At 62.6% G+C, this 22720-nt stretch carries 22 protein-coding genes; 7 read left to right on the top strand and 15 right to left on the bottom strand.

All coding sequences use genetic code 11. The features are described from left to right. The first annotated feature begins 28 nt into the window (after positions 1–28). The 6 genes from PCO31010_RS08660 to PCO31010_RS08635 all read left to right on the top strand — a co-directional run bounded on the left by PCO31010_RS08660 (position 29) and on the right by PCO31010_RS08635 (position 5259). Positions 29–712: a hypothetical protein gene (locus PCO31010_RS08660; protein WP_150663895.1), complete on the top strand. Its 684-nt coding sequence runs from the start codon at positions 29–31 to the stop codon at positions 710–712. Between the two features lie 27 nt (positions 713–739). Further along, entirely contained in the window at positions 740–1594 is an 855-nt protein-coding gene (locus PCO31010_RS08655) for a hypothetical protein (RefSeq protein WP_150663894.1), read from the top strand. Positions 1595–1763: 169 nt separating this feature from the next. After that, positions 1764–3062 (top strand): protein-tyrosine phosphatase family protein, encoded by a 1299-nt coding sequence (locus PCO31010_RS08650; protein ID WP_150663893.1) that lies wholly within the window; start codon positions 1764–1766, stop codon positions 3060–3062. Positions 3063–3203: 141 nt separating this feature from the next. Next, entirely contained in the window at positions 3204–4160 is a 957-nt protein-coding gene (locus PCO31010_RS08645; protein ID WP_150663892.1) for a hypothetical protein, read from the top strand. Continuing rightward, complete coding sequence (locus tag PCO31010_RS08640) at positions 4123–4506, top strand: CesT family type III secretion system chaperone (protein ID WP_174984525.1); 384 nt, start codon at positions 4123–4125, stop codon at positions 4504–4506. Before PCO31010_RS08645 ends, PCO31010_RS08640 begins: the two co-directional genes overlap by 38 nt. A 24-nt stretch (positions 4507–4530) precedes the next feature. Then, a complete protein-coding gene (locus tag PCO31010_RS08635) occupies positions 4531–5259 on the top strand; it encodes a hypothetical protein (RefSeq protein WP_150663890.1) in 729 nt (242 codons plus the stop codon). Positions 5260–5327: 68 nt separating this feature from the next. Here PCO31010_RS08635 and PCO31010_RS08630 read toward each other — a convergent pair whose 3' ends face one another. The 3 genes from PCO31010_RS08630 to PCO31010_RS08620 form a co-directional block, all read right to left on the bottom strand. Continuing rightward, positions 5328–7718 carry a hypothetical protein gene (locus PCO31010_RS08630; RefSeq protein WP_150663889.1) on the bottom strand — a complete coding sequence of 797 codons (2391 nt, stop codon included), beginning with the start codon at positions 7716–7718 and terminating at the stop codon, positions 5328–5330. A gap of 67 nt (positions 7719–7785) precedes the next feature. Next, entirely contained in the window at positions 7786–8115 is a 330-nt protein-coding gene (locus PCO31010_RS08625; protein ID WP_150663888.1) for a hypothetical protein, read from the bottom strand. Beyond that, complete coding sequence (locus tag PCO31010_RS08620) at positions 8112–8570, bottom strand: hypothetical protein (RefSeq protein WP_150663887.1); 459 nt, start codon at positions 8568–8570, stop codon at positions 8112–8114. The genes PCO31010_RS08625 and PCO31010_RS08620 overlap by 4 nt, the downstream gene beginning before the upstream one ends. 341 nt (positions 8571–8911) lie before the next feature. Between PCO31010_RS08620 and PCO31010_RS08615 the strand changes: the two genes are divergently transcribed. Further along, positions 8912–10570: a winged helix-turn-helix domain-containing protein gene (locus PCO31010_RS08615; protein WP_174984522.1), complete on the top strand. Its 1659-nt coding sequence runs from the start codon at positions 8912–8914 to the stop codon at positions 10568–10570. Positions 10571–10668: 98 nt separating this feature from the next. On the opposite strand, the gene PCO31010_RS08610 is transcribed toward PCO31010_RS08615, so the two are convergent. The 12 genes from PCO31010_RS08610 to PCO31010_RS08555 all read right to left on the bottom strand — a co-directional run bounded on the left by PCO31010_RS08610 (position 10669) and on the right by PCO31010_RS08555 (position 22717). Further along, positions 10669–11793: an IpaD/SipD/SspD family type III secretion system needle tip protein gene (locus PCO31010_RS08610; RefSeq protein WP_150663885.1), complete on the bottom strand. Its 1125-nt coding sequence runs from the start codon at positions 11791–11793 to the stop codon at positions 10669–10671. A 25-nt stretch (positions 11794–11818) separates the two neighbouring features. Continuing rightward, entirely contained in the window at positions 11819–12910 is a 1092-nt protein-coding gene (locus PCO31010_RS08605) for an IpaC/SipC family type III secretion system effector (protein WP_150663884.1), read from the bottom strand. Between the two features lie 16 nt (positions 12911–12926). Then, complete coding sequence (gene sctE / locus PCO31010_RS08600) at positions 12927–14678, bottom strand: type III secretion system translocon subunit SseC family protein (protein WP_150663883.1); 1752 nt, start codon at positions 14676–14678, stop codon at positions 12927–12929. Next, positions 14675–15187, bottom strand: coding sequence for a type III secretion system translocator chaperone SicA (sicA, locus tag PCO31010_RS08595; RefSeq protein ID WP_150663882.1), 513 nt, complete (start codon positions 15185–15187; stop codon positions 14675–14677). Before sicA ends, sctE begins: the two co-directional genes overlap by 4 nt. Before the next feature lie 873 nt (positions 15188–16060). Then, positions 16061–17179 carry an EscU/YscU/HrcU family type III secretion system export apparatus switch protein gene (locus PCO31010_RS08590; RefSeq protein ID WP_150663881.1) on the bottom strand — a complete coding sequence of 373 codons (1119 nt, stop codon included), beginning with the start codon at positions 17177–17179 and terminating at the stop codon, positions 16061–16063. A 13-nt stretch (positions 17180–17192) separates the two neighbouring features. After that, a complete protein-coding gene (gene sctT, locus PCO31010_RS08585) occupies positions 17193–17969 on the bottom strand; it encodes a type III secretion system export apparatus subunit SctT (protein ID WP_150663880.1) in 777 nt (258 codons plus the stop codon). A 1-nt stretch (position 17970) separates the two neighbouring features. Continuing rightward, complete coding sequence (locus tag PCO31010_RS08580) at positions 17971–18234, bottom strand: EscS/YscS/HrcS family type III secretion system export apparatus protein (protein ID WP_150663879.1); 264 nt, start codon at positions 18232–18234, stop codon at positions 17971–17973. A gap of 10 nt (positions 18235–18244) precedes the next feature. Next, the gene (locus tag PCO31010_RS08575; RefSeq protein WP_150663878.1) at positions 18245–18889 is read right to left on the bottom strand and encodes an EscR/YscR/HrcR family type III secretion system export apparatus protein; all 645 of its coding nucleotides are present in this window, start codon (positions 18887–18889) and stop codon (positions 18245–18247) included. Continuing rightward, positions 18879–19850: a YscQ/HrcQ family type III secretion apparatus protein gene (locus tag PCO31010_RS08570; RefSeq protein ID WP_150663877.1), complete on the bottom strand. Its 972-nt coding sequence runs from the start codon at positions 19848–19850 to the stop codon at positions 18879–18881. The genes PCO31010_RS08575 and PCO31010_RS08570 overlap by 11 nt, the downstream gene beginning before the upstream one ends. Beyond that, the gene (locus PCO31010_RS08565; protein WP_150663876.1) at positions 19844–20950 is read right to left on the bottom strand and encodes a SpaN/EivJ family type III secretion system needle length determinant; all 1107 of its coding nucleotides are present in this window, start codon (positions 20948–20950) and stop codon (positions 19844–19846) included. The genes PCO31010_RS08570 and PCO31010_RS08565 overlap by 7 nt, the downstream gene beginning before the upstream one ends. Beyond that, the gene (locus PCO31010_RS08560; protein ID WP_150663875.1) at positions 20938–21393 is read right to left on the bottom strand and encodes a hypothetical protein; all 456 of its coding nucleotides are present in this window, start codon (positions 21391–21393) and stop codon (positions 20938–20940) included. The genes PCO31010_RS08565 and PCO31010_RS08560 overlap by 13 nt, the downstream gene beginning before the upstream one ends. Continuing rightward, entirely contained in the window at positions 21377–22717 is a 1341-nt protein-coding gene (locus PCO31010_RS08555) for a FliI/YscN family ATPase (protein WP_217426149.1), read from the bottom strand. The genes PCO31010_RS08560 and PCO31010_RS08555 overlap by 17 nt, the downstream gene beginning before the upstream one ends. Between the last annotated feature and the right edge of the window lie 3 nt (positions 22718–22720).

Below are 22720 nucleotides of genomic sequence, written 5' to 3'. Positions count from 1 at the left end.
ATGCACACAACCGAAGGAGCACTTCGCGATGGGCATGGACATCTCGCTACAAACCGTTGCGCAGAATTCGCGCGCCATCCTCGACATGCTGAACGCCCAGGCAAACGAAGGTGTGGCGAAAGGACGAATCGGCATTCGCAAGGACGGGCAGATCACTGTCTTCAGAGGCATGGAGTTTGTCCTGCATCTCCGGCAATGTCACCGCGCGAAACAGCTTCTGAAAGCGCAGGAACTGATCACCGAAAAGAAGTCCCCCGTCTCTTCGCTGGTGTCCTCGCTCAAGCTCAACAGCGTCCGGCTGGATAAGCGGCCGGTGAGCCAACTGATCGTCAGGCTGAACCGGTCCAATGTCATGGACCGCCAGACCAGTACCGGATCTGCGACGCAGGTCTTGCTGACGACGCGCTCGGCAGCCGTTTCATCGATTGAGCCCGCGACGTGGACGGTTCCGGCCAAGCACGAAGAGCTCTTTCCCACGGTCATGGCGGAGGCGGAGAAGATCTGGGCTAAGTACCGCGAACCTGCTGGCAACGATACCTCCGCCGTAGCGGCCAATCCGCTGAGCGACGCCCGCCCGGAAGCGTCGACCGAATGCGATGCAAAGCCAGCGCTCCCGCCCAAGAGCAACCAGTCAGCCCTGCAGAGGAACGTCAGTCGTGCACGGATGGCATACGGCGCCCCGATGCCCGTCTCACAGCGTCACCCCGACTAAAGCCCTATCGAGAGGATAAATCAGGCTATGACCAGTATCTCGCTGCAATCGGTCGCATACAATTCGCGCCCCACGCTCGACAGGTTGGGGGAGCCGGGCAACGGCGCGACCATCGAGAATGGGCGCATCGGCATCAACGACAAAGGTCAGCTCGTTGTCTTCAAGGGCAGGACGTACCTGCTACACCTCCAGCAGTGTTACCGGGCGGACAAGTTGATCAAAGCGAACGACCTGTCGACGCACGCAAGCGCGTCGTTGCGCTCTGAGCTCAAGTTCAAAGACCTCCGACTGGGCAAGCAGTCCACCGATACGCTGATCAGGCGGATGAACCTGACCAATGCCTTGCGAAAGTTCGTCGGTGCGTCCGACAAACCCGTCTGCTACGAATCGCTTCTCACGGGCATGATGGGCAAGATCTTGTCGAGACGTTCGCCGCAATCGCAGGCGTGCGTGCGGATTACAACGCAACCGCCGATGGGGTTGCAGGAACTGAAATGGTTGCCACCGACCGTCGATAACAACGTCGCGAACCATCGGACCGGTCCTGAGCAGACAACGGAAGCGACGTTCGACCGCAGCCCCGTTCCGAAGCCTCGCCCTACAGTGCCCGCGAACGCACCGACGCGGCCACCGCGCAAGATCGACCCGCCCTTCGTGCATCATCCGCTGCCGTCCAGCCCCTCACCGTCTACGGTGTCGTCGCACTCGTTCGAGTTCTTACCCGGCACACCACCGCAAACGCGCACATCGGCGTCATCCGACGACGCGCAGACAAGCGCCCGCAGTACCGGCGACTTCCCGGCATTCCTCGACGACTTGCATCTGGGTGGCGTAGCCAAGGACGCATTGATCCGAACGATGCTCGTGAACAGCGGTTCGTAGTCTGCACGGCCCTTCGCCATGCGTCCTCGCCGCGATGCGCACGCCGTTGCCGAGCGGCCCGAGCTGCCATACATCGGCGTATACGATGAGCCAAACCTGCAAGCGGCTTAGCGCAGCGGGCACGACCATTGTCTTTCGAACGTTCTGGAATCGGGAGGCATTTCAACGCATGGCATCGATCCATACCCAGATCAACGCCGCCACCATGACCAGTGACGAAGCCGAGCAGCTTCATCGTCTGATCTGTCGACACGCTGTCGATCCCGCCCGTACGACCGTCGGCGTGAATCGCGACGGTCAGCTGGTTCTGCTCGTGGGATGGAGCGCTTACCGACATCCGCATCTGTGGCGTCGCGCGCGCGACATGGCGCTCGCCGCGCTGGCAGATGCCGACGCGTCCGCCCAGTGGCGCACGCATGCGTCATCGGACGCACGCACAGGCGGACCGGACGCCGTGCGCCCCGGCGTGCGCGCCATGCGGCTCGATCAGCCGTTCGTCATCGTCTGGCTGCTGCGCAACGCCACAGCCGCCGTGAGAGCTCGGCTGCTGCAAGGTATCAAGCGGCAGCTCGACTGGCGCGGCAACCCGGATACCTGTGGCGTCGATCTCCTCGGCAACGACCGGCCGCAGGACGCGCTGTCCGAGCTCAAACACCGCATGGGATCAGCCCAGCATGTGGTTGGCCACTACAAGCTGGTCACGCAGAGTAACGCGTCCTATCGCGATCACTATCATCGCGAATTGTCGACCCGTCACCACCGCACGCTTTGGGTTGCGCGTCAAACGGCGTTGCGGAGTTTCGACGGCGCGTTGCTCCCGGCCAATGTCATTCGCGTGAACCATCTCCCCCTGGCGGTCGTCTGCCAGACGCCGCAGCCGGGCGCGCTCGAAGCCTTCTTGTGGTTGATGATGAAGTTGCGCCCATCGGTCGTCGTGCACGTCACTCCGCAATGCGAGCCGCACGGCGCCGAGCGCCACGAAGGTGCCATTCGCGTGAGCCGACGCCACATCACCACCAGCACGGCCGCGACCTTCGTCACCGACTTCAGCGTGTACTCCACGACGCTTCGCACCAGCGCGAGCGAGGTCACGTTCTCGGTACTGCACGCGCCCTACCGACATGCGCCGGATGTGCCGTCCGACCGGTTGTACGTGACGCAAACGTTGCAGTTCGTCGAAAACGCCATGCGACATGTGTCGCCGCCGGACGACGCGAGCGGCAAGTCCATCGGCGGCATCCCCAACGGATACCCCGTGATCGTTTTCGACGAACCCGAGGGCATCGCCGGGGTACTGGTCGCGGCGCTCGCCATGTCGCGCGACGTTCACGAGCATCTCAGCGTAGAGGAAATCGTCACCGATATCCGGCTCACGGCTTCTCCGCACCTGATCGGCACCCACCACCAGCTCGACGTCATTGGCGCGTTTGCCGACGACCTGCGAAGACCGTTGCTCAGACATCGCTGATTTGCCGATTCGTCGATTCGTCGATCTGCTGCGTCGGCGTCGTCACGTCACGCAATGTCTTCGCAACACCCCGAGGAACGATACGAAGCGCCGTTCCTTCCTGCCCCCTTCACGCGACGCGATCGCAACAGGAGACCTGCCATGTCGCCCCAGGCCACCGTGCCCCCCTCCCCCGGACGCACCGCGACCGTGGCATCCCGGCGTTCGGCTCGCGTGCCGTCGGCCGAGGCGCTAACGCTGACGCGTCAGCCGACGGACGAGAAATCGCCCCGCGATTCGCAGATGCTCAAGCACGCGAAGCGTACGCTGGCCGTACGGCGCGAGCCGCCCCGTGCGCCCGACATCGAGCGCTATCTGCGGCGCTGGCTGACTGCGCCGCCCGCCCTCCTGATCACGCTCGCCTCAGACGACGAACTGCTCGCCCGCAACGCCGCCTATCCGCTGCTCGCGCCAATGAGCCGCCGTTTCGGCGAGATCGGCTACAGCAGCTATTTGTTGACGCAAAGCGACTGCGGACAGCAGGGCACACATTTGCGCACCTGCGTCGTCTCAATCACGCAAGGCCGCGACGTCGTCACGTTTCCAGCACTGCAGGCATGGACCGACGACGGTGACGCCATCGTGGGCGCCGAAGCCCTGTCACATCTGTATCAGGCCGCCGAACGGCTCAAGGCGACGACGCCCGCACAACACCTGCGACGTCAGGATTTCTATCGGACGCAGACGCTGGTCGCGCCAAAACACCTGCCCATCGTGCAATCGACGCACCGCACGGCGCGCCTCGGCGTTTGGCTCGCCGCGACCGTGCTGCTAGACCAGGGCAATCCCTCGCTGGACACCGTGTTGCGCGACATCCGCATCGGGTCGACGAAGTTCGATCCGACCTTCCGCCAGCATCAGGAGCTGACGCGCCTCGCGCGCACTCGCCATCGGCGCGGCGCGACGAGACCTGCGCAAGTCACGTCGACAACCGACCGCAGCAATGTCAGCGATGTCGGCGACGCCGACACCGCGCCCGGCAGCGACTCCCTTTCATCCCCTCTCTCAAGGACGTTCCCCGATGCAAGACCTGCATTCCTTTCACAACGTTGTCGGTGAGTTGCTGCAGCACATCGGCTTTTTCGCATTCGACCCGGCCCCGGATCAGGAAGTCGTGAGTCTCGATGTCGAAGACCGCATGTCGCTGCACTTCGGCGCGATCGATCAGGTGTCCTGGTTCATGCTTGCCGAGATCAACGAAACGCCGACGACCGACGCCCTGGCAGCCGCCCTGCAGGCCAATCATCTGCGCGCGGACTTCCGACAGCCGGTGTTTTCGCTCAATGACAACGGCACGCTCAATTGCTGGATGAAGATGCCGCTCAACGGACAGGACCGCGCCACGCTGGCCGACGCATTCGGCGAACTGCTGGATGTCGCACAAGCGCTGCCTGCGGCCCACTGATCCCATCATTCACAGGAGCTAATCATGGCCGTTCCACTGTCGAGAGACACCAATGATTTACGTATGCAACTGAGCGCCATGCCAACGGACGCGAAGATCGGCATAGACAAATGCGGTGTTGTCGTCCAATTCGGAGGGTTCGACTATCACCTTCATCCGCAGCAGAGCGTGCGGGCATGCAATTTCATTCTGAATCGGGAGCTCTCCCCCAAACGCATGCCCTCGGCGTGGAACCGATTCGCCACGCAGATACGTGCTGTATTCTCGGGCGTGAAGGCATCCCGGTTGCTTAGGGCGTTGAACGGCCGGGCAGTGCAGTCTGTCGAGCGTCTCTCGGTTCGAAGCGGCTTTAGCGGATCTGCGCTGGGAACACTGCATTCGTTACGATCCACCCGTCCCTTCAGATTCGAAGGCCCCGCCAACGATGACCGCCTGATCGATGCCGCACAAGCCAAACTTGCTGCGTTTCGCGCGCGCAATGCGCAGAATCAGGCCGGTGCGCCGACCTTGCCCATCGCAGTGGCACCTTCACCGCTTGGCGCGAATGCGGCAGCGAATGCGGTAGCGAAAACGAATACGTTCACCCAAGGTTCCGTGCGACGCAACACTCACGATGCGGTGACGCCATCGACTCCATCGTCGCCTTCGTCACGACCGCCAGCACGGCCCTCCATCGGGGTTCCGCCCCCCAATCTGGTTCCGCCCAAACCATCCAACCCGTCGCCGGTAGTAGCGCACAACACGAACCGTTGACGTCGTCGCAGGGCGCGGTGTCCACCACGCCCTGCTCCTTCCTTACTGCGGGGTCTCACCTATCGCTTTCACGCAGCGAGCGCCGAGGTGTCGCCATTGCCGCCATTGCCGCCATTTCCACGGTTCCCGCTCACGGCCCTGTCGGCCTCGCTTTCGAGGTCCGGCAACCGCTTGCCGCCCACCGAAAGGTGCCACTTTCGCGATACCTTCTCGCCGTAGCCACCTTTCACGTAGGCGAGCATGAACTCGGCCATCGCGGCACTTGTCTTTGCCCTGTGGTTTGGGGTCGGCGCTTGCGCGAGATCTCCGGCGGCCTCGCGCAGTGCATCCAGCAATTGCCGTGTGGCGGGCACCTCCTGCACGATGCGCTGAAGATCGGCTTCGAGTGTCGTTCCCGGCACAGGGGTCGCCATCTGGAAATACATCTCGTCGAGCTCGTCCTTATGACGCGTCGAGAAGTCCTGCCACCAGGCGCCACCGCCATCCATCGCACTTGTCAGGCGCTGGCGCATCATCGGCGCGAGCATGTCGAGACAATGGCTACCGATGGTCAGCACGTCCGCCGAATGACTGGCCCACGCCACGCCCGCCGTCACGGACACCGGCGTCGGTGTCTTCCCGCCTACGCCGCACGACGATTTGACGCCGCGAACGGAATACATCAGCGCGACGCCGTCCTCTTTGAGCTTGAAACGCATCGTCGTCGTCACGCCTGCGTCTGCATCGATGCCCACGTTGCTCAGTGCATTGCCGATTTCAGCCACGCCCCATACGCTACCCGAGCGCACGCCTACCGCGTCGAGCGCCTGTGCAACGGAATTTGCGACGTCGACAGTGCCAGCGAGGTCGATCGTGAGAAAGCTGCCGCAGTAATAAGGGTCTTCGTCCTCCGTCACTTTCTCGTACGTGATATTTCCGTGAATGCCGTCCGGCAATAGCGCGCCCAGACCGACGCCCACATTCAGCTCGGCTTGCCACTTGCTTTGTCGACTGCTCAGTTCGTAGACGGCCAGCGAGTGGGGACGCAAGATGCGCTCGCACTCTTTGAACAGCTCCATGAAGATCGCTTCCACCTCCGGTGCCAGATCGCCGCTGAGTTTGAGCAATGCAAACTGTTCGAGCACATATTGCGCGCGCGCCTCCATGTCCTTAATGCCGCTCCCTGTTCGCCCCGTCATGAACTCGGACGTGATCTCTCTGCTCGACTGTTTCAGGTGTGCCCGCATCACCTCCAGCAACTTCTCGGGCGTACAGACAAGGGTCGACCCGGACAACAGTCGGCGCGCGACATCCGGCTTCGAGTCGGCCAGCGCGAGAATGTCCTGACGCGCATGCTTGATCGTCACAAACTTCCGACCGGCCGCCGAGAGATTCGCCGAAATGCCGATATTGGCGGACACACCGGCGTGCACCTCCCCCATGTAAGTATCTTGACGCTCGAGGGGCTGTGCGGCCAAACCGTAGCGAGCAATGTCGAGGCTCCTGCCGCACAGCGCGATCAGATCTTCCTCCAGACAATCGCTACTGAAATCCGCACGTGCGCGATCGGACTCGTAGGACGAAGAGATCGTGAATAAGTCGCGAATCTTGGCGATCAGCGTGATCGGACTATGCTTGATCCACGTCGTGAATTTGTGGCTCGTGCTGGTGATGTAGTCGACCAACGATGCGTAAATTTCCGAGCGCGACGCCGCGACCGACAGCCCCAGCTCTGCCTCGACAAACGACAGCACGTCCGCGTCGGCCGAGAGCGTGACCGTGTCAGTACGTGAATCGACCACCCACTCTGTAGGCGTGACCGACAAGGTCGAATCGCTTGCGTAAGTGACACCCGCGCCTACGCCCGGCACCACGTTGGCGCCGACGCCGACGCGCATCCTAAAAGACTGCGACGCACCCGGCTTCATCGTACCCAGCCGGTCTTTCAGCCCGTCGTTCAGACGCCGTTTGGCGTACCCACCGACGGCGACATCGAAGTGCCATTTCAGGGAGCGACTGGCGCGCAATGCTGCGGGAACAAGTTTTTGCCCCCAGGTCTTCTTGGTGATGTGGCACTCGAGGGCACGGTTCAACGACCGAAAGAGTTCCGAGCACGCCCGCATCTCTTTCGCCGACAACTGTGCGTCTGACGGCCCGCGCAAGAAGTCTCGCACTTGCGCTTTGAGCCTGTCGTGGGCGCGCCCCTTATCGGGCTGCCCCAAGGTGGTCCGGCAGTCCTGATAGACGTTCCAGAGCGCGGAGATCGCCACGCGGGTGTCGGCACGCGATAGCGGCGATATCCAGGCCTCGCGTTGCACCCGCGTGGCGGGCACGTCGTCGCTGTCGTTGCTCGCCTGGAAGAGGCGATCGTCGTTCCCGATACACGTGTCGAATTCGTTTTGCGAAATGTCGACCTGATCTGACGCTGGCGTTGCGACCGCATTGTGTACGCCCGGCGTCGACTGCACCATATATGCCATAAAGTTGTGTCCCCTCTCAAATACCGGTGCCTTCTTGCACTGCTGCAAGCAGGCGTTTGCGCCGGCGTCACCGCATAAGCACCTCTGACAAGATCATGTCGATGCAAGCCACGATATCTGCACGGGTGCCCCGCACCGCGCTGCCATACATCAGCAGCATGCGACGCGACTCGAACAGTGAAGGACCATACAGCCAGGATTCGCACTGCGCCGTACGTCCGCCGAATCGCACGTCCGGCAGACGCCCTCCTGCGAACGACACCATGAACGTCAGATGACCATGCGCGTATTCGAGCAGCCAGAACGGCTCGACACCCACCGCCGAGCGCGCTTGCAGGAACGTGCCGAACGTCTGCGGCAGCGCGCTGCGCAGCAGCGTGGAAATGGCATGTGTCATAACGGCATCACCACACGTTTGACGCGGTCCGAGACGTACAGAAAATCGTGTATCGCGTCCATGCACGTCTCGAAGGTCTCCCACGGCGCGACATATCGATGCAGTACCAGCAGCGGTCCACGCGTGCCAAAGAGAAAGCCTCGTCGGCAAAGCATGAGATTCATCGTCAAAGCGCGGACTGCGCCTTCGTCGTCGACGGCGCGCATGCATCGCTCGATGAGCATGCCGGCGGACTGCCGAATCGAACACGTGTCCAGATCGCGTGCCTCGAAGAAGATCGTTTCGTGACGCATCGTCACATCGACCCGCCAACGCTCGTGCATCGCTGCGCAGATTCGTGCTAAGGCCACTTCGCCCTGCACCACGGGTAGAGACCGATCCGGCTGACGGGTAGCTGCCAGCCGGCGCAGCGCTGATGCCGAAATCGACGTGCCGGACTCACGGTCTGCTTCCATGAATTCTTATAGGTTGGGGACTTTCGGGAACATGTCTTGCTTCTGGGCATGATCCCGGTCTTCTCCCGTGAGTGCATTTCATCTTTCGCCCATGCCGACGAGATCGGAATGCGCTTCCGGCCCAAATTCGTCGGGAATCTGCCCAAATTGCTGCGCCGAGTCCCCCAGAATCGGTGGTTCCTCGCATAGTCTCCACGCTTTGAGGAACATGATTTCGCCGGTGCCCCCCGCGGCGATGATTCCGAGCGCAGAGGTCTCGCACACTTCCGGTTTGCGGCCGATCGGATCTGCAGTCGTCTTCGCTCGCGTCGAGTGGGGTTCGCTGGCAGGAGAATCGGCAAGTGAACCAGATCAGTTCGCCGCAGAATGGAAAAGTCTATTTGTTCGACGATTTCTCGTTGGACGCGAATGGCGTGCTCAAGCAGGGGGACCGCCAGATCGGCCTGCCCCCCAAGGAGGTGGCGGTACTACGCACGTTGCTCGACGCCGCCGGCGAAAACGTCAGCAAAGACCGGCTGCTATCGCTCGTCTGGCCTCATCAGGATGTGAGCGAGGAATCGCTCACGCGCTGCATCTACGCCATTCGACGCGTGCTTCGCGAAAAGAAGTCCGACCGCATCGTGGAGACGGTGTACGGCACCGGATACCGGATTCGCCGCTCTGTCGCCATTGTGTCGGCGGCCACACGCGCGGCCGCGTTATGCACGCTTGCGATCATGCCGTTCCGTCTGCCGAACGTAGCGCAGACGCTGATGCTGCACGACCGGCTCGTCACGCGATTCTTTGAATTCACAGCGTATGGTCTGAGTGTCCTGCCCGCCTCCATTACGCGCTCGGTGCTCGAATGCCACGACATTGCGCGCTTCGTCGAACGCTTCTCTCCCGATTACTACGTTATCGGTCACGCCATCGAAAGCGACAGATTACGCATTGAGCTGGTGAGCTCCGAATGTCATCAATTGCTGTGCAGCGAAGACTTCGAACTGAGCGACACGGACGACACGCTGCCGCTCGAGACCCGCATCACCGATATCGTGACCAAGCATGTACCGGGGCTTTGCGCGTCGGTAAATCTGTCGCAATCGTTCGATTCGCTCGACTGCGCCACCACGTTCCTGCACGCACGCTTCAATCTTCAACGACACACGCCTTCGAGCCTGCGGAAGTCGTTGCAGCTGTTTCATCAGTGCGTGGGCGAAGGTGCGTCGCGAACGGCCCCGTACTGCGGGCAGGCCGAGTGCTACCTCGCGCTCGCGCATCTCGGACTGTTCGATCAGAAAGCGGCCTTGCAAGGCGCACGCGCAGCCGTCGAAGCCGCACTCGCGCTCGCACCTCGCGACCCCCACGCCGTGAGTCTGCTTGCGTTGCTGCACAGCATGAAGTTCGAATCGAGCGTGGCGAACATTCTTTTCGACCGGGCGCTGTGGTCTGCGCCGTCGAACCCCTACGTGCGCTATCACCACGCGTGGCACTGCATCCTGAAAGGAGAAGCCAAGGCAGCGGAGATGGCGCTCGATATTGCGCTGGAGCACGACCCGAGCATGATCGCGGCGACGATTCTCAAGATCTGGTCGATGTTCTTCGACCGCCGTACGGACGAGGCCATCGTCGTGGCGCGCGAAAGTCTGCAACGCCTTGGCCAGCATCACCCGGTGCTCACCAGCGCCATGGCCATCATGCTCTCTTACCAATCCCGCCACGCCGAGGCCGAAGCGCTGGTGCGGTCTGTGCGCGAGACCGGCGACGACGCGGGCCTGTTGCGGGTGAACCGTCATTACGTGGAACTCGCACGTGGCGCGGAGCCTGCGAAGCGGGCCGCTCGACAACTACTCTCGGAAATCGACTCGCGCCAGGTCCGCGCGGGACTGCTGCCGTTGATCCTTCACACAGAGGGCATCGGTGCGGCGCGCGACGCATGGCGACGCATGCGCACCGACTGGTATCCGTGGCAACGCCTGTATCGTCATGACCCACGTCTGGAGACGTTGTTCTCTGCCTGACGACAGCCGACTCGGGCGTCCATGAAAAACCCCGCCGGAACGGGCGGGGTTGGAGATGAAACGGGGACGCGGGCGACAACGCCCACCCGCTGTCGTCATTACCGGTAGAAGCCCTTCGCCGATTCGCTCATGGCTGCGATCGCGCCGCTCAGCACCTTCACCAGATTCTCGTTATTGGCGTTCGCCGTGGTGTAGCGCTGCGACAGCGACTGCAACGTCGTCTTCACCTGATTCTCCTGCCCGGTGAAGCCGTTGCGCCAGATTTCGAGTTGCTGCGTGGTGATCGTCGCTTTGCCGTTGTCATCCGCCTTGGGCAACGTATCGATCATGGTCTGGATCGGACCGGTATCGATCACTACCACGTACTTGCCGCTGCCCGGTGGCTGCTCGACCACACTGCTGTCCGGCAGACCGAGATCCTTTGCCCACTTCTCAGCATCTTCCTTGCTGCCGCCTTCGATCTCGTCATTTTTGCCGTCACCGTCTTTTTTCTGAGGCGGCCACAGCACCGCATCCTTGCTCGGCAGTTTGTATTTCTCGAGTAACTTGTCTAGCGCCTCCTTCAGTTTCCCGACGTCGAGCTCCACCTCCTTGCCGTCGTTCTTGGACGTGATCCACGACGACAATTTGGACATGATGTCCGTCAGTGCCTGACTGAATTCGAGATACTTCTTCGCGGCGTCCTGGAAGGTGTCGAGAAAGTTGCTCTTCAACTCGCCGATCAGCTTAGCAAGCTTGTCCCAAAACTCGGCGTCGCTCCAGTTCGCCGGATCGTCATCGTTGTCCGCGCCGATGCCTTCGTTCCCCAACGAGTTCGCCGAGGGAGGCGGTTCGTTGCCAAGGGAGCGAATGCCAGGGGCATCCGGTTTGCTATCGACCGCGCTTTGCGGTGCGATCCCGCGAAGCCGGTCGCGCAGGTCCTGCGGCATAGGTATGTCGCTGTCCGCGAGGCCCTGTGCCCGTGCGACAAGATCGTGCCCTGCCATGCGTGCGTCGTCCCAGGCGTCGTCGCCCATGTCTTGCCCTGCGAATTGAAACGCCTCCCAGAAGCGGTGAGTGCCTTTGACCACGCTGTCGATCAGCGCATTGTCGGGAGACGGTGCATCGAACAGCATTGTGCCGGGAACCACGTTCAATGGGTTTTCCGGTTTTTCCGGCGGCACGACGTCTTCAGGTCGGAGCGTCGCGACAGGATAAAAACGGTCGGTGGTGATACTGGTCATTCGGTCGTCCTTTGAAGCGTCGCCGTTATGCGCGCAGATTGTTCGCGATGGTCGAGACCGAACCGATGGACGCTTGCGAAACGCTGTCGAATGCGCGGAGCATTTCCGTCAGCGTCGAGTTGTCCCGGTTCGACTGTTCTTGCATGGTGTTCACACCGTCCTTGGACAGTTGCGCGCCACTGTCATTGACCTTCTGCTCCTGCGCGGCAATCAATTCGCTGTAGCGGCTGGCGCCGTTCGTCACGCCTGCAAGCGGTCCCCCCAACATCATCAGCGCCTGCCCTGAGGTCTGTGCCCGTCGCCCGTTATCGACCAACGCCTCCTGATTGAGCGGATCGGATCCGGACGCAACGTCGGCGTCGGTGTTCGTCACGGGCGGTGGGGTATTCGGGACGTCAACCCCGTCTCCCGCATCCGGGCGCGGGGGCGCGGGCGCATCGTCCAACACGTTGGCGTCCACGCTGCTACGACGGCTGGCCGGAGACTGCCCTGCGGCAGCCGTCGACGCATTGGCAGCGGGCGGCACGTCGGGCGAGGCCGGAGGCGGTGGTGGCGGCGTCACATCCGGGGTCGACGTCGGTGTCTTCATCGCCGTGCGCTCTCCGGAGAGGCCTTTCAAGCTCTGGAACGCGCCCATGCCCGTGAACGCCAGTTGCACAGCGCCGGAGGAAATACCGCCCCACAACGCCGCATCGCCCTGACGTCGGGTAGCGTCGGATGCGGCGATCACCGAGTTGACATTCACCTCCGCCATCTTGTTGCGCAGCTTGACCGAGTTTTCATAAGCGCGCACGTAGAACGCATAGACAAGCGACAGGATCAGTGCAGCGTCGGAGACGAGCCCCTTGCTGCCGATGTCCTTGTTGCCGTCTTTCGCCGGGGTGTCGACGCCGATACGCTTTTTGTCGTCCTGTTGACGCAACCAGTCGACGGCGTCGAGGCGATTGGCGTCCGGTGGCGGATTCGCGAGCGATGGCCGCCGTGCGTCCTCGTCATTCAAATTCGGCGTGAACAAGAGCGAGGGACTCAGCACCGACGACGGCGACCGGGGCTGGTCCAATGCGTCCAGCATCGGCACAAACGGTTGATACGTTACATCCTGAATCGGGAGGCTCATGAACTTCTCCTTTCACTCAAGCACGTACGTTGTTGAGCACAAACTTCCGTGCTTCCTGTTGGACTTTGGCCGCGTCGGACATCTGAGAGATGATCGCGGACACAACAGTCTGTGCGGCGCCGAAGCGGTCCGCCGACTGCTTCACCGAGTCCGTAATCTTGTCCAGCGTGTCCTGCGCGACCATCATGTCGGCCATGACATCGGTGGCTTGCTTCTGATACGTTCCAGTGGCTGCATTGCCAGCGGCCTGCGTGCCGCCCAGGGCAAGTTCCCCGAACGTCACCACGCTCCTGAGCGTGTTGGCGAGCATTTGTTCGTTGCCTTCCTTGACACCCAGTCGCGAAGCCGCCGAAGACATGCCCTGAGCGACCATCTTTGCGCCAGCCTTGCCTGCCTCGCGCAGCATGTCAGGCACCATTTTCTTCACGAAGTCGCTCACGAGGGTGCCGAGCATCTTGCCGAAATTCGTCGCCGCCGCCGCACCGCCCGCCACAACCGAGACGGCGATGAAAGCGATTGCGACCGCTGCGGCGGCCACCACGCCCACCACGTTGCCGATCATCTCAGCGGTGTCCTTCCCCACGCCCAGCTCCTGGAGCATCGACCCGACGAACTTGCCGATCTCCGAGGCCAGCGGCTGAATGACGTGGGTCATCAACGGCTTGATTGCCTCACCGACAAGTGAGAACCCAGTCGCGGCGCCCATGACCGAATCGGCCAGCAGCGCGACACCGACCACCGTCATCGTGGTGCTCAGGCCGCCGGTGAATACCGCACCGACAACACCGACCACTGCGAGCACGGCCCCCAGAATCTTGCCGAAAATGCCGAATATGTTGCTCAGCTTCTGGGCCTGCTTGACTTTGGCTTCGTACTCCTCGTTCTGCCTGACGAGGTCGGCCTGCCGCGCCTTGCGAATCGCCTCGAAGAACTTCATGTCTTCCTGAATGGCATCGTTCGCGCTGTCGCCGAGCAACTTTGCGAGTTTCGCCATCAGAAGGATCAGCTCGTCCATGTTCTCGCCGTTCTTTTCGATGGACGCCTTGTCCAGCGTCCCCGGCAATTGATTTCCGAGGAACTTGCCGAGAATGTCGTCCGCCTTCCTCGTCGCCTCCTTGGCGGCATCGAAGGCTTGCGTTACTTCGCGCTTCGCATCGTCGTGCTTGCTTTTCGCGGCGTCGTAGCTCGACTTCGCCGCCTCGTATGCCTGCGTGGCCGCGTCGTATTCGGGCGTGCCCGGGGTTGCGCCGTCGAGTGCGGCCTTCGCGCTGGCGAGCGTGTCCTGCGCATTTGCCAGCGCTTGCTCGGCGTCGGCAAGGTGCTGGGCGGCCTGGTCGAGCGCGTCCAGCGCGTGCGTCGCGGCGGCCACCGCCTGATCGAACTCGGCCTGACTCTGCTCGGCCAGGGCTTGACGCGATGCCGCTTCCAGTTGCGACTGCTTGAGACGATTCTGAATATCGGACAGTGACGAATCGCTGAACAACTCGGTCAGGCGACCCAGCAGATACGTCAGGCTCGCGCGTGCATCGCCCAACGGCGGTTTGAGCGCGGGAGCATCGGCTTGCGTCTTCGGCATTCCACCCGTCGACGTCTGCGTCGATGTCATGTTCTCAATGATCTGCCGGATGACGGTTTGCATGCCCTCCCGGATGTCCGGTATCGACGTTTGTGTACCGTCGAGGCCTTTGCCTCCCACAGTCCCGTCGATATCGCTCGAACCGTCCGTAGGGGACACGAATGTGGGTAAAGCGGCGGTGATCGTGCTCATGCCGCCTCCTTGGCGCCGGGCGCCTTGTCTTTGATGTCGTCCGCGCCGATGGCGTCGAGATACGCTTTGGCCTTCGTGCGCAGATCGGCATCGCTACTGCTCTCGCACACCAGCCCGAAGCATTCGCGTGCAAGCGGCGTGTTGCGCATCATCATCTGACACTGACCTGCGTAGAACACGGGACGGTAATCGTTCTTGCCGACGGCGAACGCCATCGCGTACAGATCGACCGCCTTCTGGTATTCCTCCTTGAGCTGACACACCGCCGCTAGTCCGACGATGTACTCGGGGTTGTAGAAGTCGTAGATGCAGAGGAAGCGGAAGAAGGCTTCGGCCTGCGCCAACTGACCGTTGCTGTAGAAGTCGTAGGCGTGCGCATACAGGCCGTCCATGGTCTCGCTTGGAATGCCGTGGATGTCCTTGAGGCTTGCGCCGGCGACGACAGCGTCCCAGATCGCGCTCGTGACGCGCCCTTCGTCCATCTCTGCTTGCATTGCCGCTTGTGTCATCGAATTACCTCCTTCCGATCCCCGAAAACGGGTCGATCTTCTGTCTGCCAGCCGGGCGGCTGGAATAAATGCGAGTCGGGGGCCCGCGGTGCGCCGACCTCCCGATGCGGGGCGTGTCCGAAACGAACGGAAATCGCTGCGGCTACGCCTCCCGACAGGTTCGCTGTCCTGCCGCATCTCGCTTATCTGCGAAAAATCCGGCAATCGCGCGAGGTACCGAACCCATGATTCGATACCGCTCTCGCGCACCCATCGATAACAGCGGTCTGCCTGTGCAGCCGCTGCCGTCGCCTGTGCAAGCGCGGTCTGACGCTTTTGGCTTGCACGGGCGTACTGCGGATCGCGCGGCGATAAAACATCGAGCACGATCTGTGCTTCGGCCACCGCCACATCTGCGCTCATCGCCTGCGCCTGACTTCGCTCGAAGGCCGTCTGAGCGCGGCCATAGGCGGCAACAATACGGCGAGCGGCGTCGCTCAGTCTCACGCGGGCCAACCGGTGGCTCACCTCCGCTTTCGCTCGCGTTGGCAACACACCGGGGAACAGCACGCGTTCGGACGGAAGGTCGATCGTCGGTGCACAAGTCGCTTCACGCGCACCGGTGCACAAGGACCGTCGCAATCCGGCGAGCGCATCGCACGCCAGTGCGCGCAGGCACTCCCGTTGCGGGGATGTTCCCTCCGGTTCGGCAAAACTCGCAAACGTGCCCGCGTTGCGCAGCATCGCGAGATGGCACATGTCCTCGCGCACCATCTTTCCTCCCGTGGTCTCAAATATTCGGGGGGCCGCAATGTGTCGCTCGTCGTCTCATAACTGCATCCCGATAGCTACCATTTAAGCAACGCGTTCCTTGGGAGACTTCCAAAAAGCGTTCTATTGAATATGGGGACTAACGTTTTGACTTGGCGCGTCGTCGTCGCTTTCGCCGAGGTTGTCGCTCTCATCACCGATCTCGTCATCCTGCGTGCCTGCGCGCTCGACGTCTTCCAGCCAGATGAGCAGCCGCATGATGGCGTCGAGTTCTTCGAGCGCCACGAACGTATGACGACGGTGCGTCCGATACAGACGCCGTGCGAGCGCGATATCGCCGATCACGGGAATGCCCTGCGACTCGGCGTATTTGCGCACCGCGAGTGCGCGTGCATTCGTCTCCATGACGGAAATGAACGGCAGTGCGATGACATCGGGACGGAAATAGATCCCCACCGCGATGTGTGTGGGATTCGAGATGATCAGACGCGAGTCGCGCACGTCGGACTTCACGGCCTCGGACAGCAACTCGTGGTGCAGCGTCCTGCGCTGTCGCTTGATTTCGGGATTGCCGTCGGTATCCTTTTGCTCGCGCTTGACTTCATGGCGCTCCATGCGCTGCTCGCGCATGAACAACCAGAACTCGACCATCGCATCGAGCACGGCGATGGGCACCACGCACGCGAGCGAGATCCAGATCAGCTTACGTACAAGTTCGGCCCACGCCGCGCCCACACCCGCCGGACTCATGTAAATCTGCGCGAACAGTAATCCCTTGGCGCTGGACCACAGCACCACGACGATGGCACCGAAGCTAAGCAGGTATAGCACCGACTTGAGCGAATCCTTGAGTGTGCGCAAGCTGAAGATGCGCTTGGTGCCCGCCATCGGATTGAGTGCCCCGAGATTCAGCTTGATCGCTTCACTCGCCCACGCAAAGCCGGTCTGCAGCAAGGCTGGCAGCACCGCCGCCACAACGCATACGAGCAGCACCGGCATCAACATCTGCAAGCCATGCTTGAACAGTCTGACGGCGAAGGCTTGCGGATCGGTGAATTCGCCATTCGCCAGCACCTGCCGGTATTCCTGCATCAGCCACACCAGCGGATCGCTCGACAGCACGAAAATCAGGCCGACGAACACCAGCGTGACCATCGTCAGTTCTTTGCTTTTGAACGCTTGCCCCTTCTTCGCGGCGTCCTTCAGTCGCTTGCGTGTCGGCTTCTCGGTTTTCTCGCCCATACCGCGCTCGCGTCTACGGTCCCGCGACCGGCGTGAGCCAGCGCACAACGTCGTCGGGACGCATGAACATCGACACGAGCGCGTCCGGCAACGTCGCGGAGAAGTAGATCAGCAAGATGGCAAACGCGATGAGACTCTTGATCGTCAGCGACAGCGCAAAAGCATTGACCTGCGGTGCGAAGCGCGACAACAGCCCCAGCACCAGTTCGGACAGGAACAGCGCGGCGACCACCGGCGCCGTCAGCGCAATCGCGTGACTGACCAGCACATCGAGGAATTCGTGAACGCGCGAAACCGAGATCGTGCACTGCCCGAATGGCTCGCACACGCGGTAACTGCGTGCCAGCACTTCGAGCAGTAACGTCATGCCGCCCAGTTGCAGATAGATCACCGCCCCGAACCACTGAAAGAACCCGGCGAGTTCCGACGTATCGATGCCGTTCGCCGGATCGATCACGCTGCTGAGCGTGGCGCCGCGCTGGTTGTCGATGTACGCCCCCAGCGCATGGAATACCCAGAACGGCATCGCCACGGCCACGGCGATCACCAGCCCCAGCGCTACCTCGCGCAGCAGTAGCGCCCACACGTAGCCGTCCAGCGGGAGCGGCGCCCCATAGGCGTAAGGCCAGACACCTACGGCCATCCACATGGAAACGGTCGTACGCACGACGCCCGATAACACATTCCCGTTGAGGATCGGCAGCAAGAACACCGACGGCGCGACACGCGCGTACGCTATCGCGACCGCCAGAATGCCGTCGTGGTGCGCGAAGACGAGCGACACATCCATGTCAGGCTTTGCCCGTCATGGCCAGTTTCAGCATCGCCGCGCCGTAGCCGACCAGCGTCTCGCCGAACCAGTCGGCGAGCAGAAACAGACTCAGCGAGACAGCGAGCAACTTCAGGCCGAACGGCAACGTCTGCTCCTGCACTTGTGTAACCGTCTGGAGCAAGCCGACGATCACACCGACGAGCGTGGCCACCGCGACAGGACCGGCCGACAGAATGAGCACCAGGTACAGCGCGCGGTTGCCCGCATAGATCAGGTTATCCATAGCGCGCGACCTAATGCAGATACTGGCTGACCAGCCCTTGCGACAACAGCGACCATCCGTCCATCGCCACAAAGAGAATGAGCTTGATCGGCACGGAGATCGTCACCGGACTCATCATCATCATGCCCAGCGAGAGCAGCACGCTGGAGACCACCAAATCGACGACCACGAACGGCAGATACAGATAAAAGCCGATCGTGAACGCGCTCTTGATCTCGGTGAGCGCATACGCCGGGAGCAGCGCGAAGATGGACGGTGCAGTCGCGTCGAGGGGCACACTGGCGCCGTCGCGGGTCACTTCCTGACGCGCGAAGAACTGCGTCAACTGCGGGTCGGCGTACTTGAGCAGGTAATCGCGATAGGGCGCGAGGCCGTCGTCGAGAAAGCGACGCACCGAATTCGGATCGGCGAAGTTGACGGGGTTTGCCTGATACGCGTCGAGCACCGCCGTCGTCACCGGCAGCATGACGAATACCGAGATCAGCAACGCCGCGCCGTTTAACGTCATATTGCTCGGCACCTGTTGCAGCCCGAGCGCGTTGCGCACCATCACGAACACGATGGAAAACTTGACGAAGCAGGTACCCGACGCCACCAGAAACGGCAGCAGCGTGAAGAAGCTCAGTACCGCAATCGCCGGTACATCACTCCACATGACTCAGTCCCTTTGCTTCCCGTTGCGCGTCATCCGTCTCCATCAGCCACTCGAAGATCTCGACGCCCAGCCGTCCATCGAGTTGCACGAGTTCGCCACGCGCGAGCAACGTGCCGTTGGCGCGCACCTCCACGTGCTGCTCCGCGCCCGGCTGCAACGCAAGCACACGCGTGCGGCCGAGTTGCTCCAGTTCGGCAAGCGTCATGCGCTCGCGTTGCAGCACGAACACCAGTTCGACAGGCAATTGGGCCAGCGACGTCGCCCCGCCGGAGGTCGCTGCCATGTCGCCAAAGTCGTCGCCCTCTCGCGCACGCTCAGGCATCATGTCCTCGATCTCGTCGTGCAAATAGGTTTCCAGCATCCCGCTCCCCTCCTCTTGTTGATAACCGCCGATCACACTTCCCGCACAACTCAACCGACGCTTCACGTCGCGAACGATCAGAACATCGCCGCGACGGATGCTACGCAGCGTCGCCAGCCGGGCCGGGCTACGGCCAATCTCCACATCGAGCGAGAAGCGCACACCACTCACGTCGAGCGGCATCGTGGCCCGTACCTCGGGCACTCGCGTGAGCCATACGGGGCACTCCGCCGCCCGCACCTTAAGCAGCATCGCTTCGGGTAGCGCCGCACCGTCGATCGGCGTGCCGACATCGAGCACGTCGTAACGTAATTCGGGCATCGGCAGATGCAACGGGGTTGCCGTCACCGTGAACAACCTCGCCGCCAGTTGCTCGGAATCGGCGCAACACGCGAGCGAGGCCAACTCATGCGCGGCACCTTCGAGCCACATGCCGGGCTCCACCCACCCTTGCCACGTGTGCGCTGTGTCCTGCACGCGAATCCAGGACCCCATGCGTGGCAGATATTCAAGCGATGCCGACCAGCCCCGCGCTTGCCAGGCATCCGCTGCCAGCGTGAGCCGCAACAGTCCCTCGTCGATGCGCCGCAGTTTCAGCATCCGGCGTCCTCATCGTTTGTGCTGTCCAGTTTTTCGACGGCCTCGATGGCGCGCACACCGACGCGGCGCGACGCACCTTCGTCCGACGAAGACGCCGCCCCCGGCAGCGCGGCCGACAACCGCCGCTGCACCATCGCGTCCGATGCGCCAAGCACAAAGCCTCGTCTGCCGTCCACTTGCACGACCCGCACGTTGACGAAGTGCCCTTTGCCCCAACTCCCGAATGCGTAGCGCATGCCGTCGCCACCGGTGATCGACCTGTGTGCAACATCGCTGGGTGACGGGTGTACAGGTGCACGCGGTGCCATGGGTTTGTGCGGCACCTGCGCAGCGAATCGACGCACGCCCGGATGTAGCGCGAGCGCATGTCCCTGCGTGACTTGTGGCGTCGAAGTGCCGGGCGCGCCGACGCCGCCCTCCCCGCGATGCGACCGCTCACGTGCGTCGTGACGTGGTCCAGCTTCCGCCCCGGCATCCTGCCCGACCTCTGATGCTGCACCCAACGCCGTCACGGCGCGACCGTCCACGGCCGCAGTGATCGATTCGCCGACATCGCCAGTACCGCCAGTACCACCAGTACCACCAGTACCGCCAACGCCGTCGGTCATCGGCGACCGTGCGTTGCGACGTTGCACCGAAGCACTGTCGGCTTCGACTTGGGGGATACCGGTGACAAGCGATGCGTCCGTGCGCTTGGCGGTGACTGATCGTGTCGGGCCGTCACTCACCAGTCGGTTCGTCCTGAGCAACTCGACAAGCGCCTTACGCGCACCGTCGTGACTTGTCGACGTGTCGTTTGCATCCCTGCTGTCGACAGATGTTGCGCCCGTTTGCCGAACTGACAACGCGCCGTCGCCCGATGATGTCGAGCCCCCTGACACCGCGTCGAGCCGCAACGGTGGCGGGCGATCCATCGGCATCGCCAAGACCCAAAGCGGCGCAGCGCCCGGCATGTCATCCGCACTCCGATGCTCGGACGCGCGCCTGCGCAGCGCTTCGTCCACACGCTGCGCCATCGTTTTGTCGCTCGCCTGCTGTCGCCCGGTCTCGTCCGGACTTGCCGATACCTCGGCCGTGCCTGCCACGCTTACCTGCGCCATGACTGATGTTCCTCAAGTTCGCTACATTCCACATACGCCTGACGTTTGCGAGCGTCGCTACGCAATGTCTTCGCCAGACGTGTGTACTTCGTCTCCTTGCGCCACCATCGACGCCGCTCGTTCTCGGTCAGTTCGCGGTCGGTCTCCAACTGCTCGCGCGATTCGGCCAGTGTCGCGAGCTTCACATCGAGATCGCGCACCTGCTGACGCAACAGCCCCGTGACGCGCATGCCGCCGCGCAGTCCATTGATATCCGATTCCAGCTGCGACGGCTTCGACGAAGCGATCAACGCGAGAATCGCGTCGCGTTGCGCCACGATCTCGTCGGACTGTCTGACAAGATCGGCGTCCCTGAACGAGATGCTGCGCAGCGCACGCTCCTGAATCTCCTTGATCTGCGACGCACCGCGATAGAGTCGTCGTGCGTCACCCCACGATTTCATGCAACCTCCTCAGCGTCTCCTCGGCGGACGACCATTCGTGCGCCCCTTGCTTCAGGAAAGCTTCGATGTACGGCTTCGCCTCCATCGCGCGGTCGTCCTGCGCATTCACGCCGGGCCGGTATTCGCCGAGGTCCACCAGCGTCTGCAACGATTCGAGACGCGCGAGCCATGCGCGTACCTCGCCCGCCGTGCGCATCTGGTCAGGCGGCGCGACGCGCGTCGCGACTCGGCTCACGCTCCGTAGCACGTCGATGGCCGGATAGTGGTTCCGGTGCGCCAGTTGGGCGCTCAGATGGATGTGTCCGTCGAGGATCGAGCGAATCTCTTCGGCCATGGGGTCCGGCATCTCGTCGTCTTCCAGCAACACTGTGTAGAAGGCGCTGATGCTGCCGCGTGTGGAGGCCCCAGCGCGCTCCAGCAGCTGAGGCAGGCTCGTGTAGACGGATGCGGGCACGCCCGCGCGCATGGGCAGCTCGCCGGTCGCCAGCGCCAGATCGCGGCACGCGCGCACGTAGCGGGTCAGCGAGTCGACGAACAGCGCCACGCGCTGCCCCTGATCGCGAAAGTGTTCAGCGGCCGTGGTCGCCAGCAGCGCAGCGTTGCGGCGCGTGACGGCAGGGGCATCCGACGTTGCGAAGATCACAACGCAGCGCTGCGCGCCCGGCGACGCTCTCAGCGCTTCTACGATCTCCACCACCTCGCGCCCCCGCTCGCCGATCAGCGCAATCACCGTCGTGTCGACCTCCACGCCGGCCAGCAGCGCGTTCATGAACGACGTCTTGCCGCACCCTGCGGGCGCAAAGATGCCGACACGCTGCCCTACGCCACAGGGCATCAGCGCATCGATGGCGCGCAGGCCCGTATGCAGGGCGCTATCGACGCCCACGCGTTCGAGATAGGGCAACGCCGGTGCCAGCAGCGCGCGCTCCGTCGCCCCCCCACGCACCGGCGCCAGCGGCTGCCCGTCGATGCGGTCCACGATACCGCCGCCAGCGTCGAGCACGGCCCCGCGCCATGCCTCATGCGGGCGGCACGATGCCTGACGTCCCGTGGGTAGCAATGCCGAATCGCAAGACAACCCTTGTGTGGCGGCGAACAGGCTGAGAATGGCGCGTTCGTCGTGCACCGCGATCACCTGCGCCTGCCCCACGACGTGCGCGTCTCGCCACGTGCGGCGGATATCGCAAATCTCGCCGATGGTCACCCCCGGGATGTGCGCCTCGGCCGTGTGTCCGGCGATGCGTGAGATCAGCGAGAGAGGTCGGATGAACGACGGGTTGCCCCGGGTCTTTGTTTGAATCGGCGTTTGCTTCATGGTGGGCATCGA

Source organism: Pandoraea commovens (assembly GCF_902459615.1).
Lineage (GTDB): Bacteria > Pseudomonadota > Gammaproteobacteria > Burkholderiales > Burkholderiaceae > Pandoraea > Pandoraea commovens.
Note: the sequence above shows the minus strand (reverse complement) of the source record. Positions and strands in the feature narration are given on the sequence as shown.